Genomic DNA, 15,081 nt, shown 5'->3' on the forward strand with positions numbered 1-15,081 from the left:
CTATCGCTGGTATTCCGCGCGGCAAACGTCCTGATCCAGGCGGCGTTCCCGACGGTGCCCGAGCCGGGCAAGGCACGCGGGCGTCGTCGTCCGGCGGTTTCAGGGGAGTTCGCTGATGTCTACGGCATCCTGCTGGAGGAGCCAGCTCAAGGGTTCGGTAGTGGTGAGGCGATTATCGAGGTGTACTTCGAAGTGCAGGTGGGGTCCGGTGGAGTTGCCGTTGGAGCCGACCCCGGCGATGGTGTCGCCGGCCTGGACCCGCTGCCCCTCGCTGACGTTAAGCCCGGACGTGTACATGTGGTTGTACCAGGTGTAGATGGTTTGTCCGTCGATCTCGTGCCTGAGCACGATGAGCATGCTGGAGCGACCGTCCTTGCCGGGTCCGACGTAGTCCACGACGCCGTCGGCGACCGCCATGATGGGAGTGCCGGCTGGTGCAGCGAGGTCGACGCCGGTGTGGAACGAGGGGCCGCCGGTGATCGGGTCGCGGCGGTTGCCGTACTGGGAGGTCTCGCGGTAGGTGCCTTGGGCCAGGGGCATAATCACGGCGGGCTGCTCGGGGATCGCCGCCGCAAGCGCACCGTTGGCGTACCTACCGGACGTGCCGGTCAAGGAGGTCCGCTCCGTGGCTCGGGACACCCGCTCGGCGGTCGTCCGTGCCGAGGCCAGCGGGTCAGCCGCCAGTGCCGTGGTCATCGGTGGTTGCCCAGGATCGGCCAGCACGTCCAGGGCGCTGGTCTGCGCCAGTGGTGTCGGCGGGCCCGACTCCGGCGTGGGCGGTCGGGGCAGTCCGACCAACGGGGAGGCGATCGTAACCAGTGCCAGGACCAGCAGGATCGACGCGCGCGCCAGGTGCTGGCGCGCGAGGCCACCTGGGCCGGGCGAGGGTCGGTGCGGAGAACGCTCGAGTTCGCGCAGTTCGCGGCGAGTCGGCGGGGCGGGCGGGCTCGAGGCAGCACCAGATGACGTCACACACACTCCCAACAGCAGGCAGCCCATCCATGGACCGAGCGGATACGGCTACCGGGTCAGGTATTCGACTCACCGGCTTCTATCACGAAACGATAACGACGCCTCGGTGGTGCTCCCGTGAAACTCGATGAAGATCCGATGAAAGAGCACCGAAACGGCAGATGGGTCGAGAATCGCGCGCCGGCTGGCCGAAGATGGGGCCATGACTGACGCAACCACGGAGCCGGCCGGACCGGTGCGGGTCCTGGTCGTCGACGACGAGGAACCCCTTGCTGGGGTCGTGGCCAGCTACCTGGAACGGGACGGGTTTGAGGTGCGCACCAGCGGCGACGGGCAGCAGGCCCTGGCGCTGGCCGAGCGGTGGGACCCCGGTGTGGTGGTCCTGGACCTAGGACTGCCCGGTCTGGACGGGGTCGAGGTGTGCCGGCGCATCCGGGTGTTCTCCGACTGCTACATCGTGATGCTCACGGCCCGCACCGAGGAGGTCGACACCCTGGTGGGCCTGTCGGTGGGGGCCGATGACTACGTGACCAAACCGTTCAGCCCACGCGAGCTGGTGGCCCGGGTGCGCACGATGCTGCGTCGCCCCCGCCAGGCCACCACGGCCGGCCCGGTCAGCGAGGTGCTGAGGGTGGGCGATCTGACCATCGACGTGACCGGGCGTGAGTTACGCCGCGACGGGTCGCTGGTGGAGTTGACCCGCACCGAGTTTGACGTCCTCGCCGCGCTGGCCCGCCACCCGCACGTCGCCTTCTCCCGGGCACAGTTGATCGAGGACGTGTGGGGCCCGGGATGGGTCGGGGACGAACACCTGGTCGACGTGCACGTCGGTCACGTGCGCCGCAAGTTGGGCGATGACTCCGCCGCTCCGCGGTACATCAGGACAGTCCGCGGAGTCGGTTACCGGATGGGCCCGGGCCAATGAGGGGCCTCGTGCCGTCCGGGTGGGGCCTGGGACCGCGGTTGATCGCGTCCATCCTGGCGGTGGTTCTGGTCGCAGCGGGCACCGCGTGGGCGGTGGCGGCGGTGATCGGGCCGATCATCTTCCACGACCACATGCTCCAGGCCAGCCACCACGACGTCGCCGAGCATGCCGAGCTCGCGTTCCGGGCCGCGTCGGAGCTGTCCCTTGCCCTGGCACTGCTGGTCGCGTTGGTCACCTCGGTGATCGTGACGCTGTTCCTGACGGGGCGGATCGGGCGCTCACTGGCGAGCGTGCGGGATGCGGCCAGCGAGATCGCCGACGGTGACTACGGCGCCCGGGTGCCTCAGGTGGGCGTGGGGGTGGAGTTCGACGACCTCGCGACCGCGTTCAACACCATGGCCGCCGACCTGGAGCAGATCGAGGGAACCCGGCGCCAGATGCTCGGCGACCTCGCCCACGAGATGCGCACCCCGGTCGCGACCCTGAACGCCTACGTCGAGGCCGTCACCGATGGCGTCGCACCGGCGAGCGAGGCGACCTGGTCGGTGCTACGCGAACAGGTGACCCGCCTCGAGCGACTCGCCGAGGACGTCAACCTGGTCACCACCTCCGAGGAGGGACGCCTGAGCATGCACCGGCGCAGCATCGACGTCGCCGAACTCCTCACCGCGGCCGCCACTCAGGCGGCGCAAGGCTACGCCGCCAAGGATGTGCACCTGCACGTCGACGCCTCGCCCGCCGCCGACAGCAGCGTGCATGCCGATGCCGACCGGATGGGACAGGTGCTGACCAACCTGCTCGACAACGCTCTGCGCCACACCCAGCGCGGCGGTCACGTCTGGCTACGGGCCGTGCGCGTGGGAGAGGTGGTCCGGGTGATCGTGCGCGACGACGGCGACGGCATCAGCAGTGAGCACCTGCCGCATGTGTTCGAACGCTTCTACCGTGGCGACCGGGCCCGCGACCGTGCCCACGGCGGCTCCGGGATCGGGCTGGCCATCGTCCGCTCAATCGTGCGCGCCCACGGCGGCACGGTGCACGCGACCAGCCCCGGCCACGGCCAGGGAGCCACCTTCACCGTCGAACTACCCGCCGTGCTGTAACCAGACCGGGACAGCGTGACGGCGCGCTCGGGTGGGCGACGCGCGGCCGGCTCAGGGTGCGTCCTCGTTCCGACCGTCAGCGCTGAAGTCCGAGGTCTTGCCGGCCCGAGCGTCTCGGGCGCGTGGGAAGAGTGCCGCCACCACCCACACACCCGCGCCCAGGATCGCCAGACACATCACCGCGAGTAGCCACCACGTGCCGAGCGCCACCGCCCCCACCTCCCTCGTTTGCACTGCTTGCCAAAGTCTGTGCCAGAGCACACGGCAAAACCGTGGACCTACGGTCAAGATTCACTGAAGACCACTGACCAGCACGGTGAGCCGCGCCTCCCGACCGGCAAAGCCCATGGGTCGCGGGCAAGTTTCGATGAAGGGTTGATGAAGCCGGCTGCCGCAGGTAGCACCACGACCGCGACACGGCCTTAACTGACCGAGTGTGGCCTGGCACGACCCGCCCGGGTCGGTGCCAAGGTGCCGCTTGTCTGTCCGAACTGTCTCTACCTGTGAAGAAGGACCCGTGAAGCACAAGAGCCTGTTGACCGTGGCCGGTGGCGCCCTCGCCCTGACCCTTGCCCTGACCGCCTGCTCCGACCCCGGCTCCGGGGAAGAGGTGAGTACCAGCCCGGCACAGACTCAGACGGAGGCGGACTCCGCCGGTGAGGTCGACGAGGAGCACAACGACGCCGACGTGATGTTCGCCCAGATGATGATCGTCCACCACGAGGGTGCGATCGAGATGGCCGACCTGGCGATCGAGCAGGCCGAGTCCCCGGACGTGCAGGACCTGGCCGAGCAGATCTCCGCGGCCCAGGGCCCGGAGATCGACCGGATGACGTCCTGGCTCGAGGCCTGGGGCGAGGAGGTCACGCCGATGGAGGGCATGGACCACGGCGGGATGGACATGGACGGGATGAGCCAGGACGAGGCCATGGAGCAACTGAGCTCGATGTCCGGGACCGAGTTCGACCGCCGCTTCCTCGTGCTGATGACAGCCCACCACCAGGGCGCGGTCGAGATGTCCCAGGAGCAGATCTCGGCCGGGCAGAACCCGCAAGCGATCGAGCTCGCGGAGACGATCATCGCCGACCAGGAGGTCGAGATCGCCGAGATGGAGCGGCTGCTCGGCACCCTGTGAACCTCACTCTCCCCAGCAACTGTCGACCACAGGGATGACATGTCGATCCTCAACCGCCGCAGCGCCCGGACCGCCACCACCGCACTCACGCTGCTCGTCGCATTGACCGGGTGCTCGGCAGGGCGTGGCCAGTCCCCACCACCGGTGGATACCAGCGAGGGCGTGGGACATGTACACGCGGTCGCCACGAACATGGGCGCCGACACCGGTACCTACGTCGCCACGCACACCGGGTTGTACCTCGTGGGTGAGGAAGGCCTGGTCCGGGTGGGCGAGACCCGTTCGGACTTGATGAGCTTCACCGTCATCGGACCGGACACCTTCCTGGCTAGCGGCCACCCCGCCCCGGGCGAGGGCGGGCCGAGCAGCCTCGGGCTGATCCGAAGCACCGATGCCGGGCTCACCTGGGCCGAGGTCTCCCTCGGCGGTGAGAGCGACTTCCACGCACTCACCGCCGTCGACGAGCGCATCTACGGACTGGACGCCACCACCTCCACCCTGCGGTGGAGCACCGACCAAGGCACGAGGTGGCAGGAAGGCGCGCAGATCACCGCGGCCGACCTCGACGCCGACCCGGCCGCCCCCGACCGCGTGCTGGCAACCACCCCCGACGGCCTCATGCTCAGCGCCGACGGCGGCGCGACCTTCGCCCGCACCCATGAAACTCCCGAACCGCTGGTGCTCATCGACCACGTCACAACCGGCGCCGGCAGCGTCCTGCTCGGGCTGGATGCCGCCGGTGTGCTCTGGCGCGAACTGCCTCGCGGCTGGAGGTCCATGGGCCCGGGCATCGGTACACCTGAAGCATTCTGGGCACTGGACGAACAGACGCTGACCGCCAGCGCTGACGGTGCCGTGCACCGGTCCACCGACGGTGGGGCGACCTGGAGCGTCATCGCCACAATCGACTAATCCAAGGAACCGACCGGCTTCAGCGTGGGTCGAGCAGAGCGAACACCGTCTTGGTCACGAGCTCCGGGGCCTGCGCGGGGTCGAGTCGCCCGGCCGAGACTTCGGCTCCGGCGCCGTGCAGGATCTGGTGCAGCATCGCCACCAGCCACGAGACCGGCATGTCGGTGCGGAAGTCACCACGCTCTCGGCCGTGTTCGATCAACAGCTGTACGCGGGCGGCTGGGCCTTCGTGGAGCTGGCGGATGCGCTCGGCGGAGAGCTCGTCCTGGGCCGCGACCACCACTGCCCGCGACTGGTCCACCAAGCGCCAACTGCTGCGGATCAGCCGGGCCAAGGTCGCGCGCGGGTCACCGTCGACGTCAATCTCGGCGAGGACTCGCTCCCCCCGCTCAAGAACCCGTGCCACGACCGCATCGACCAGTGCCGGACGTGAGGCGAAGTGTCCGTACAAGGTCACCCGGCCGAGCCCGGCCTCCTTGGCAATGTCAGCCATGGTCGCTCTTGGGTCCCGAGCGAGGCAGGTGATCGCCGCCCCGATGATGCTCTCGACGTTGCGCACCGCATCGGCGCGCCGTGACATCTCACCAGTTGCCTTGGTCGCCACCAACTACCCCCTTCTCGAACACGTGCGTATGAGTTAGGGTACCAACCCAAGAACTCGAACACCAATGTTCGACTTAGGAGAACCGATATGTCCACGACTCGCGCCACGGCGCAGACCGCCACAGTCCCCCACCCGAAGCGCTGGATCGCGCTAGCACTGCTGGGCACGGCCCAGTTCATGCTGATCCTGGACGTCACCGTGGTGGCGATCGCGCTCCCACAGATGGGCACCGATCTGGGCCTTTCGCGAGGAGTCCTGACCTGGGTCGTCGCGGCCTACACGGTGACCTTCGGCAGCCTGATGCTGCTCGGCGGCCGCGGCGCCGATCTGTTCGGGGCAAAACCGATCGTCTACGGCGGCCTCGTCACCTTCGTGGCCGGGTCGTTGGCGGCGGGCCTGGCCCAGAGCGCCCCGATGCTGCTCAGCGGCCGGGTCGCACAGGGCCTGGGGGCGGCGATGCTCTCGCCCGCGGCGCTGTCGGTGGTCGTCCGACTCTTCTCCGGCGACGAACGCAACCGCGCTCTGGGCATCTGGTCAGCGCTCGGTGGTGGTGGCGCCGCGGTCGGTGTGCTGCTCGGCGGGTTGATCACAGCCGGGCCGGGATGGCCATGGGTGTTCTTCATCAACGCGCCCGTCGGCGCGGTCGTGCTGGTCGGGCTCTTGCGGGTGCTGCCGCCACTGCGGCCCGCGGCGCCGGCCCGAGCGGGCCTGGACGTGCTGGGCGCAGTTCTTGTGGCTGGGGCGACCGGGCTGGCGATCTTCTCCCTGACCTCAGCCGGCGAACTCGGGTGGGCCACAGCGCGGACCATCATCCCCGCCGGCGCGGCGGTGGCGCTCTACCTGCTCTTCGGCTGGCGGCAGAAGACCGCCGCGTCCCCACTCATGGACCTCGACCTGCTCGGGAGGCGATCCGTCGCCGCAGGGGTGTTCGTCATCCTGATCGCCACCGCACTCATGGTCGCGGTGTTCTTCCTCGGCACCTTCTACTTCCAGCGGTCGGCCGGGCACGGACCCTTGGTCACCGGACTACTGTTCCTGCCGGTCGCCCTGGCCACCATGACCGGCGCCAACCTCGGTGGGCGCCTCATCGCCCAAGTGGGGGCGCGCCGGCTCGGTGCCTGCGGCATGCTCGTCGCGGGAGCGGGCCTACTGGTACCGGCCCTCTGGTCGACAACCGCGGCAACCACGATCGGGGTCACCTTCGGCGCGTTCGGCATCGGCACCCTGTTCGTGGTGGCATCGGCCACCGCCCTCGGCCAGGTCGCTCCGCAGGAAGCCGGTGTCGCCTCCGCGCTGCTGAGCACGTTCCACGAGTTCGGTGCCTCGCTGGGCGTAGCGACCGTCTCCAGCATCGCCGCCCTGAGCCTCGACGGGGGCGGGGACGCCGGGTTCCGGCAGGCGTTCATCGCCGCGGCGATCGCGGCCGTGGCCGCGGCCGCCATCTCCGCAGTCGTCATCCCGGCACGCCGCAAAGCGCCATGACCCGCCTACATTGCCCGGGGGCGAGCGCGCATCAGCGGCCGTGACCAGCCCCCGGCACGACCGGGTGTGATCAGGTCAGCTGCAGGGTGGTCACGCAGGTCGCGCTGTCAGCTCCTGTGGTGTACTCCACGACTCCGGACTTCCCGTCGTAGGACACCTCCACCGTGCCGGCAGCCCCGCGCGGCACCCACAGCCCCACGAAGCCGTTCTCGAAGGTGGTCCGGACCTCATCCACGAGCACCTGCCCGGTGCTCTCATCGGTGACTCGGACCTGGACATCCTGCTCGACCAGCTCACCCTGACAGGTGGTCAGGCTGTGGAAATAGCACTCGTGCGTCTGCGCAACGTAGGGCGCAACGGCCAGGTAGAACACATCCTCCGGCATATCCAGGGCGACGTCAGCCGTGGCGTCGGTGAGCACCAGCTCCTCCGCCCGCACCGAGGCCATCAGGTCTACCGGTCGGTCCACGGCCGCGAGACTGTCGAGGTGGTCAACGATCTCCCGGGCGTCCAACCCTTGCAGTCCGTGCTCAGCCAGCAGCGACTCGTCCTGGGCAGCGTCTGCGACCGGCTCCTCCGAGTCCGCCGCGGTACCACAGCCTGCCAGGACCATGACGGCCACCGCAGCCACGACCAGAACACGTACGCGCCTCACAGAGACCCCACTTTCCAATCCGTCCGACCGGCGACCGGCGAACCGGGACCGCGAACATCGACCGTAGCCGGCAGCGGAGCAACCCCATGCGGGCCTTAGGTCCCATTCGCAGGCCACCACTGATGAAGATTCGTTCAAGGTCGTTCGAGTGGCGCCAACAGAAGCTGCGTATCGCTACCCTGGTGATACCCCATAGGGGTATACATCCGAGTTGCGAGGAGATTCAACCAATGTCCACAACCACCACCTACGCCGTCACCGGCCTCACGTGTTCCTGCTGTGCCAAATCCGTGACTACAGAGTTGAACAAGATCGACGGTGTGCATGACGTCCAGGTCGACGTTGTCCCCGACAGCGCCTCCCGGGTGACCCTCACCAGCAGCAGCGACATCGCCGCCGATGACGTCCGCGGCGCGATCGAAGCCGCCGGCTACGCACTCTCGGACCCCGCGACCGCCTGACCAAACATCGCACGGTCGCGGCCTGACGCCAACTGTCAGGATCCGCGACCGCGCGAGCCTCGAGCGCCCTACCTCACTCCGCAGCCACGGGCGACACCGTCAGATCAGCTGACGCGGATGAAGATCGGGTTGGAGTTCCAGATCTGACTGGCGTGCAGTGGTGTCCCCGGGCTGCGTGCGGCGATGTGCTGGTTCCCGCCGAGGTAGATGCCGATGTGACCTGGCCACCAGACCAGGTCGCCGGGGCGCGCCTCGGCGGCGCTCACCCGAGTCCCAGCGCCGCTCTGTGCGCTAGAGGTGCGCGGCAGGGTGATCCCGACCTGCGCGTACACGTACTGGGTGAACCCCGAGCAGTCGAACCCGGCCGGCGTCGTGCCGCCGTAGACGTAGGGAGTGCCCACGTACCGGAACGCAATATCGACGATGGCATTGCCAGAGGCCGACGGAGCGGCCACAGGGGCAGCGGCGACTTCCTGCTCGGGGGCGTCCTCGGTGGCGGTGCGCTCGGTCGTGCGCGAGGCCGGCCGATCCGTCGGGCGCTCGACGACCGGCGCGGGCGGCGGGGGCGGTGGCGGTGGCGCTTCGGACGTAGCGACAGCCGCGCCGAAGGACCACTCGGCATCTGCGGCGACGGTGACCGTCGGGGAGGTCGTCACGTCGACCTCTCCGGCGGAGGACGCTGTCAATGCCGCCATCGTGATCGGTGCGAGATCGTGGCTCGGCGCGGCAATGCTCGCCGAAGCGCTCAGCGTCAAGATGACGCCCGAGGACGCTGCTGCGACAGCAGTACGCCGGGCCACTGGGCCAGTGATCGCCTGCCCGAACGCGGACAGTGGGGTGGTTGGTCGGCGCGCTGCACGATGCCGTGCGCCTGCGTTGCTCTCAGTCAATAGGAAACCTCTCCGGACGCCTTCGAGGTTAGCTGTCGGGTTCGGGTCGAGAGATCTACCCGGTCAGCTCGACCTCACGGTCGAGCGGGACTTCACCCCAAGGTGCGAACACCAGATGAGTGGGTCCCCCGTCCCTGTCGATTCTTGTGATGGGACCTCGCTCAGTGACAGGGTTCGGCGTACTGATCGAGGGCTCGTCAACGGAGGGGTCGGCGAGCAAGCCCGAGCCTAGCCCGACAGATCACAAAGTGATCACGAACCTGCGCTACCACGCCTCGAATCAGGATCCGCGCCGGGGCAACACCGCCCCCGGGGTCCGCGTGACCGACTCGCGTGTGCGCACTGCTTCAGCAACTCAAGGGTCGATCCATCTCGGGCCAATTTGGCGAGATATCACCAGTTCTCGGCCGGCGCATCACCTCTGTCCACACAGCCGCTCCACGGGTAGAACCCGCGGACAGACCCGACTGTATGAAGATTCCCTGAAGAACTCTCTCGCGCGATCGAAGACTTGGACACTTCGTCAGCTTGCCGCGAAGGACTCGGACATACAGGTGGAGACAGACGTCGCTTCGTCGAGCGACGTCGCTGCAGGTCATAGGCTCCCTCGTTGGACAGCCTCGGCGAGAACCTACAGTTGCCACTGCGCCCATTCGAGACGCTCGATCGGGCTCGACTCGCTGTCTCCACGGTGTCGTTGACGGAAGGTCCCAATGCGGAGGATCGTCGACGGGTGCGCCTGCTCGTTTCGCTTGGCGAGCGAGTTGGCCTCGCTCTGCGAAGGTCTTAGCCCAACGACTGCTGGAGCTACGCTCGTGCGCCGTAATTGGCCTCTCGAGTGAGCGGACTGACCGGCTTGCCGGCGCGGGCGAGGTCGCTGGCCTCGATTCGGATGAGTCGCCCGAACCGTCTGCCCTTCAGGTCGCCTCTGGCGATCATGCGTCGGATTGTGTCGGTCGAGCAACTCAATGCCTCTGCCGTCTGACGGATGGTCAGGTAGGTGCTCATCTGTACGCCCATACCTGATCCACGCAGTTTGGTGATGCGTGAGCCTGCAGGCGGTAGCCCGACGCAGCCCAACACCGTTTCGCTATCGGGCCAATCGCGTCGAAGCCGAGCACGCGAGTGATGCCCAGTGAGGGGCCCAGCGCACCGGCGACATCGCGCTTCAAGCGCACTGACTGGATTGGCAGCGAGGCGGACGTGAGAAATGATCGAAACGCGACAACGGGCGACGTGGCGATCGCGGCAGTGATGGTGCTTGCCCTGCTGGCCGTGACGGCAATCCTCCTTCGCGGCGACGACGGCACTCTGCGGTGGTTCGCGGTTCCGACTGGGTTGGGGGCAGCCGGCTTGTTGGTCTGGGCGGCGGGCACCGCCAGGTCTAGTGCTCGCGCGCGGTGGTCGGTTCGCGTGGATGGGGTGGCCGAGCAGATGGCGCAGGTCGCGACGTGGTGTGGCCGCCTCGGCGGGCATCTCGAGCAGCCGAGGTCGGCCGAGATCACCAGGGCAACGAAGGTCCGGGTGGCGCAGGCCATCACGCAGGGCGAGGCGGCACTGGCGGCGTGGAGCGCGGCGCCGGTGCGACGCCGGACGGTGGGCCGACTTCAGAGCGTGGCCGCGCGACTCCTGCCTGAGATGGAAGCTGCGGACCTGCGGGCCAGCCATGAGCGCACGATCGCCACGCACGGGAGGATCGCGTGACGCCGCTGGGACCTGATGACACCTGGTTGGACATGCCGGAGGCGGCAGTGCTCCGCGAGATCGCCGGGGGAGTCTTGGCCCTCGCACTGCTGGCCTCGGTGGCGATTCTGGCCGTGGGCAGCCTGGTCTGGGCACTGGAGCGCGCCGGCGTAGTGGCGATGACGCAGCAGGGGTTGGCGAGGATGGGCCGGGCGATGGTCGGGGCGGTCGTCCTGGGTGGCCTGTCGGGTCTCGTGGGCTTCGGCGCCAGAGTGTTCGCCCTTGCGATGGGCTGAGCAGAACCGCATCCTGCGGGCCGGGGAGGGTTGACGTTGCGCCTTATCAGGTGGGGCATTTGCCGCACCTGATAAGGCGGCACGGTCAGGGTCGGGCGGGCGTGACGAAGCGCGCCGCCTATCGGGCGCCGTGCCCTGGGCCCGGTGGTGGACGTGTGGTGGGGAACGGCTCGTCGTCGACCAGGAATGGGCTCAATGATGCTGAACAGCAGGCTGTATGGGGGGGCCGGGTTCGCCAGCCGTGCTGGTGGCGTGGTCGGAGCCGCCGCCGATCCCGACGTGACTTTCGATTGGGACTTCTTCCCGTTCATGGACACGCTGCGCGAGGCGGTCGGTGGCGTCCTGGCGGTTGTGCTGGTGATCGACGTGGCGGTGCTGGTGCTGTGCGCCATCGCGTGGGCAGCGGGACGGATCGCCGGCTCCAGGGGCATTCAGCAGGCGAGTGCGATCGGGATGCTCATCGCCGTGGGGGTTGCGGCGATCATCGGTGGCGCCAACGCCCTGGTCCGGTGGGGCGCCAACGTCGATCTCGGGTTCTGAGCGTGAGAGGGCGCGTGGCACCGGCAATGCACGCACCGGCTGCGACGAGCGGGCCGACCCGGCTGCGGCTGGACGTCGCGAGGTCCCTGCTCGACCTCCTTGAGCTGCAGGCGAGACTGCTTTCGGCGGCGGCGACCGCCTCGTCCGAGGCGGCGCGGAGGCTGGCATCGGGTTGGCGGGTAGTGCCGGCGCTCGCGGGGGCCAGCCTGACTGTGGTGTTGTGCACGGGTGCGTGTGGACCGTTCGATCTCAGCTGCAAGATCGACGCCTGGCAGTCGGGGTGGCTGGAGGGTCTGAACGCCACGTTCGCGACGGTGACGCAGTCGATGATCCAGGGGGTGTTCACCTCGAGCCTGTCCACGCTCGGGACGGCGTCGTGGAATGTGGGGATCACGACGGTCAACCGGTTGGGCGCAGTGATGGCCATCGTGGTGGTGGCCTTGTGCGCGGTGCAGATCACGATGACCCTGTTCGCGCGGCAGCGCTCGGGGGTGACCCGGGCCGTCTTCGGGGCGTTGCTGGCGTGGCCGGTCTGCACGGCGAGCGTGTGGTTGGCGATCCGACTGGTAACGGTCGCTGACGGTCTGGCGGACGTGGTGATCGAGAGTTCCACGGCCCTGACCTCCCTATCGAGGTTGGTGGATCTGGCGTGGGTGGGCAGCGTCGTCACCGGCAACCCGGTCGGTGTTGCCATGGTCGGCCTGTTTTTCCTGTTCATGGTGTTCATTCCCACGGTGTTGCTGACGTTCGTGATGGCGTTTCGCAACTACGCCCTGGTGGTGGCGGTAGCGGTAGCGCCGGTGTCGTTGATGGTCTGGGGCCTCGATGCTCTGCGCGGCATGGGACGCGGCTGGGTGAAGATGATCACGGCGCTGGTGCTGACCAAGCCGGTGATGGCGATCGCGATCTTGATCGCGGGCGAGATGGTGGGGGCCGGCCTGGCCACGGGCGGAATCGGGCCGTTCATGACGGGCGTCGTGGGCTTGTTCGCAGCCGCATTCGCCCCATTCCTGGCGATGGGAATGGTCACCGGCGCCATGGCCATCGGAGACGGCGTGGCAGCGCGCGGTGTCGAACAACGCCTCGGCCGGGCTGGCGCCGCCGCAGCCGGGCGCGGCGCAGCCGGATTGGGCCGGTTGGGCTGGCAGAAGGGCAAACCCCACCTGTCGCAGGCCACCTCGGGAGTGACGTCGCGACTGGGGACATCCATCAACTCCTTCTTCGGCACCTCGACAGGAAGCCCGGCCCCTGGCCCCCAGGCGAGCCCGGGCGGCGCACCGCCCTCGAGCGCGCCGGCAGGAAGCGGCCGCCAGGCCGGTGAGGCAGCGGGGGGCGCTGCCGGTGAGGGCGTCGGTGGCGCGGCTGGTGGGGTGGCCGGTTCGGTGGTGCCGGGCGTCGGCAACGTAGCCGGTTCCCAGGTCGGGCGCCAGGCCGGCCGAGCAGTCGGGCAGAGCGCAGGCGGCGCGGCCGGTGGGGCCATGGACCGGAGCACACACGGCGAGGGTGTCGGGGGACCGGGACAGGCAAGCGCAGGAACGATGCCGAGTGGGCAGCCAGGTGCAGGGCAGGGCGGCCGCCAGCCGGGTCAGGCAGCGAGCGAGACCGCCGGTGGCCTCACAGGTTCGACGGCGCAGGTCTCAGGCAGCGTGGGCCGGCGCGAGCACGACCGTACGGTCGGGCAGAGCGCTAGCGGCGTCGCCGATGACTTCGCCGGTCAGCCGGATGCGGGTGAAGAAACACCACGAGTAGCCGGCCGGCGGGATGAAGGCAGGACGCCGGGCCGGCAGGCCGGTGTGGAGGCGCCGGCCCCGCAGAGCGGTCGCCGCGAGTCGACTGTGTCGGGTGGTGCCGGTCTGATGGAGGGGTTGCGGTGAGTGGCGCGAGCGTGAACGCCGACGGGGTGCCGTCGGCGCTGCTGGCACCGGTGCGCCGCAGCGGTGTGGCCCTGGGCCTCAGCGGCGGCCAATTGGCGATCACTGCGACAGCGGTGACGGTGGCGCTGGTGGCGAACGTCGCCGGTGGCTGGTCGACGGTCGCGCGGGTGTGGTGGGTGTGGCTGCCGCTGCTGGCCCTGGGCGTGGGCTCGTGGCATGGGCGCTCGTTCCTGGAGCGGATCGCAGTGGAGGCCCTGTTCGGCGCGCGGGCCGGCCTGGGCAAGACGGCCGCGGCCGTGGACGTGGCGACGTACCGTACCGAGTCCCGGGTGGAGATCCCCGGTGCGATCGGGCACCGGATGCACCTGTTGGAGCTGGTGGGGACCTCGTTTCCGGGCGCGTGCATGGTTTGGGACGCGGCGTTGGGGACCGCGACAGCGGTGCTGCGCATGCCGACAAGGGCATGGCATCTGACCTCCCCGGCCGAACAGGCGACCCGGTGCGCGGCGCTGGGCCGGGCGTGCCGGTCGCTCTCGACATTGACCGGGGTGATCCGGGTCGTCACCTATGCGCGGACAATTCCCCGCACCCTGGATCACCTGCGGCCGGAGCAGGACCGGTCCCTGTCGGACTTCGCCACCGTCGAGTACGGGCAACTGCTGGACGGCGCCGCGTTGGGGGCCGCCCCGTACCGGGACATCCTGGTCGCGATCACCCTCGACAAGGCTGCGGTGGCCGCCGAGGTCAAACGCGCTGGTGGGGGCCGGGCGGGGGTCTCGAGGGTCCTCGCGGACCGGGTGAAGGACTTCGCGGCCGACCTGCCGGGCTGCGGGGTCGACCTGTCGGGTTCGGCGTGGATGTCCGGGGCTGCGATCCGGGCCGCGTGCCGGCTGGCGTTCGACCCGGTTGCGGCGAGCTGGTTGGACCCCCGGGAGGGGATCTCGGCGGACTACCTGGTGGTCACCTCGCCGGTGGAGCACCGCGATCACCTCGAGGTGGACTCGGCCCTGGCGCGCACGTGGTGGGTGGAGCGGTGGCCGAGCGAGCCGGTGCGCGGTGGGTTCTTGGCGAGGTTGATCGCCACGGGCGGGTTCTGGCACACGGTGACGCAGGTGTGGGAACCGGCGGATGTGCGCGCCTCGCAGAAGCGGCTGGACAATGACCAGTCCGCGATGGACACCATGGAGCGGGTCAACCGGGCGTTGAAGCGGGATGCGTCGGCTGCCCAGGTGGCCGAGCAGCGCGCGTTGGAGACCAGGCGTGCTGACCTGGTCGAGGGGTACGGCGATGTCCGCTACAGCGTCTACGTCACCGGCATCGCCGGCGATGCCGACGGCCTGGAGGCGATCGGGCGGTGGTTGCGCCAAGCAGCCCCGGACACCGGGATGAACCCACTGCCGGCGCAGCAGTGGGCGGCGTTCGCCCAAGCGGCCCTGCCGTTGGGGATCCCCACCCGCGGCGGCAGGCAGGGGCTTCGCCGATGAGGACCCCTCGGAGTGCCACGGGCGCGGGTCGGCGGCTGCAGATCCGGGCCTACCCGCAGCTGCAC

17 protein-coding genes and 1 riboswitch are annotated in these 15,081 nt (G+C 69.2%); of the genes, 11 read left to right on the top strand and 6 right to left on the bottom strand.

Annotated elements, in window-relative coordinates:
- Window positions 1–99 precede the first annotated feature (99 nt).
- A complete protein-coding gene (locus HALOF300_RS13485) occupies window positions 100–972 on the bottom strand; it encodes a M23 family metallopeptidase (RefSeq protein ID WP_197522539.1) in 873 nt (290 codons plus the stop codon).
- Between the two features lie 202 nt (window positions 973–1,174).
- Between HALOF300_RS13485 and HALOF300_RS13490 the strand changes: the two genes are divergently transcribed.
- Together HALOF300_RS13490 and HALOF300_RS13495 are read left to right on the top strand one after the other, a co-directional pair.
- Window positions 1,175–1,897 (top strand): response regulator transcription factor, encoded by a 723-nt coding sequence (locus tag HALOF300_RS13490; RefSeq protein ID WP_156741449.1) that lies wholly within the window; start codon window positions 1,175–1,177, stop codon window positions 1,895–1,897.
- 38 nt (window positions 1,898–1,935) lie between these two features.
- Window positions 1,936–3,000 carry a sensor histidine kinase gene (locus HALOF300_RS13495; protein ID WP_231955353.1) on the top strand — a complete coding sequence of 355 codons (1,065 nt, stop codon included), beginning with the start codon at window positions 1,936–1,938 and terminating at the stop codon, window positions 2,998–3,000.
- 51 nt (window positions 3,001–3,051) lie between these two features.
- Here HALOF300_RS13495 and HALOF300_RS13500 read toward each other — a convergent pair whose 3' ends face one another.
- Complete coding sequence (locus HALOF300_RS13500) at window positions 3,052–3,210, bottom strand: hypothetical protein (RefSeq protein WP_156741451.1); 159 nt, start codon at window positions 3,208–3,210, stop codon at window positions 3,052–3,054.
- 307 nt (window positions 3,211–3,517) lie between these two features.
- Between HALOF300_RS13500 and HALOF300_RS13505 the strand changes: the two genes are divergently transcribed.
- A complete protein-coding gene (locus HALOF300_RS13505; RefSeq protein WP_156741452.1) occupies window positions 3,518–4,135 on the top strand; it encodes a DUF305 domain-containing protein in 618 nt (205 codons plus the stop codon).
- 39 nt (window positions 4,136–4,174) lie between these two features.
- The gene (locus HALOF300_RS13510; RefSeq protein WP_156741453.1) at window positions 4,175–5,047 is read left to right on the top strand and encodes a F510_1955 family glycosylhydrolase; all 873 of its coding nucleotides are present in this window, start codon (window positions 4,175–4,177) and stop codon (window positions 5,045–5,047) included.
- Between the two features lie 19 nt (window positions 5,048–5,066).
- Here the strand turns inward: HALOF300_RS13510 and HALOF300_RS13515 are convergent, their stop codons facing one another.
- Window positions 5,067–5,627, bottom strand: a complete 561-nt coding sequence (locus HALOF300_RS13515) for a TetR/AcrR family transcriptional regulator (RefSeq protein ID WP_156741473.1) — start codon at window positions 5,625–5,627, stop codon at window positions 5,067–5,069.
- Between the two features lie 111 nt (window positions 5,628–5,738).
- Between HALOF300_RS13515 and HALOF300_RS13520 the strand changes: the two genes are divergently transcribed.
- Window positions 5,739–7,133, top strand: coding sequence for an MFS transporter (locus HALOF300_RS13520; RefSeq protein WP_156741454.1), 1,395 nt, complete (start codon window positions 5,739–5,741; stop codon window positions 7,131–7,133).
- A gap of 70 nt (window positions 7,134–7,203) precedes the next feature.
- Here the strand turns inward: HALOF300_RS13520 and HALOF300_RS13525 are convergent, their stop codons facing one another.
- Entirely contained in the window at window positions 7,204–7,764 is a 561-nt protein-coding gene (locus tag HALOF300_RS13525) for a CueP family metal-binding protein (RefSeq protein ID WP_231955357.1), read from the bottom strand.
- Between the two features lie 254 nt (window positions 7,765–8,018).
- Here HALOF300_RS13525 and HALOF300_RS13530 point away from each other — a divergent pair, with 254 nt between their 5' ends.
- The gene (locus HALOF300_RS13530) at window positions 8,019–8,249 is read left to right on the top strand and encodes a heavy-metal-associated domain-containing protein (protein ID WP_156741456.1); all 231 of its coding nucleotides are present in this window, start codon (window positions 8,019–8,021) and stop codon (window positions 8,247–8,249) included.
- Between the two features lie 104 nt (window positions 8,250–8,353).
- Here the strand turns inward: HALOF300_RS13530 and HALOF300_RS13535 are convergent, their stop codons facing one another.
- Window positions 8,354–8,944 (bottom strand): C40 family peptidase, encoded by a 591-nt coding sequence (locus HALOF300_RS13535; protein ID WP_231955360.1) that lies wholly within the window; start codon window positions 8,942–8,944, stop codon window positions 8,354–8,356.
- 198 nt (window positions 8,945–9,142) lie between these two features.
- Window positions 9,143–9,329, bottom strand: a riboswitch (cyclic di-AMP (ydaO/yuaA leader).
- Between the two features lie 617 nt (window positions 9,330–9,946).
- Complete coding sequence (locus HALOF300_RS13540; RefSeq protein ID WP_156741458.1) at window positions 9,947–10,147, bottom strand: helix-turn-helix domain-containing protein; 201 nt, start codon at window positions 10,145–10,147, stop codon at window positions 9,947–9,949.
- A 120-nt stretch (window positions 10,148–10,267) separates the two neighbouring features.
- Here HALOF300_RS13540 and HALOF300_RS13545 point away from each other — a divergent pair, with 120 nt between their 5' ends.
- From HALOF300_RS13545 to HALOF300_RS13565, 5 genes are all read left to right on the top strand, one after another.
- The gene (locus HALOF300_RS13545) at window positions 10,268–10,843 is read left to right on the top strand and encodes a hypothetical protein (protein ID WP_156741459.1); all 576 of its coding nucleotides are present in this window, start codon (window positions 10,268–10,270) and stop codon (window positions 10,841–10,843) included.
- A complete protein-coding gene (locus HALOF300_RS13550) occupies window positions 10,840–11,118 on the top strand; it encodes a hypothetical protein (protein ID WP_156741460.1) in 279 nt (92 codons plus the stop codon). The genes HALOF300_RS13545 and HALOF300_RS13550 overlap by 4 nt, the downstream gene beginning before the upstream one ends.
- Before the next feature lie 279 nt (window positions 11,119–11,397).
- Window positions 11,398–11,658 (top strand): DUF6112 family protein, encoded by a 261-nt coding sequence (locus tag HALOF300_RS13555; RefSeq protein ID WP_156741461.1) that lies wholly within the window; start codon window positions 11,398–11,400, stop codon window positions 11,656–11,658.
- Window positions 11,659–11,840: 182 nt separating this feature from the next.
- Window positions 11,841–13,532, top strand: coding sequence for a hypothetical protein (locus HALOF300_RS13560; RefSeq protein ID WP_156741462.1), 1,692 nt, complete (start codon window positions 11,841–11,843; stop codon window positions 13,530–13,532).
- A complete protein-coding gene (locus tag HALOF300_RS13565; RefSeq protein WP_156741463.1) occupies window positions 13,529–15,016 on the top strand; it encodes an SCO6880 family protein in 1,488 nt (495 codons plus the stop codon). The genes HALOF300_RS13560 and HALOF300_RS13565 overlap by 4 nt, the downstream gene beginning before the upstream one ends.
- Window positions 15,017–15,081: the final 65 nt, after the last annotated feature.

This window comes from Occultella aeris (assembly GCF_902703175.1).
Classification (GTDB): domain Bacteria; phylum Actinomycetota; class Actinomycetes; order Actinomycetales; family Beutenbergiaceae; genus Occultella; species Occultella aeris.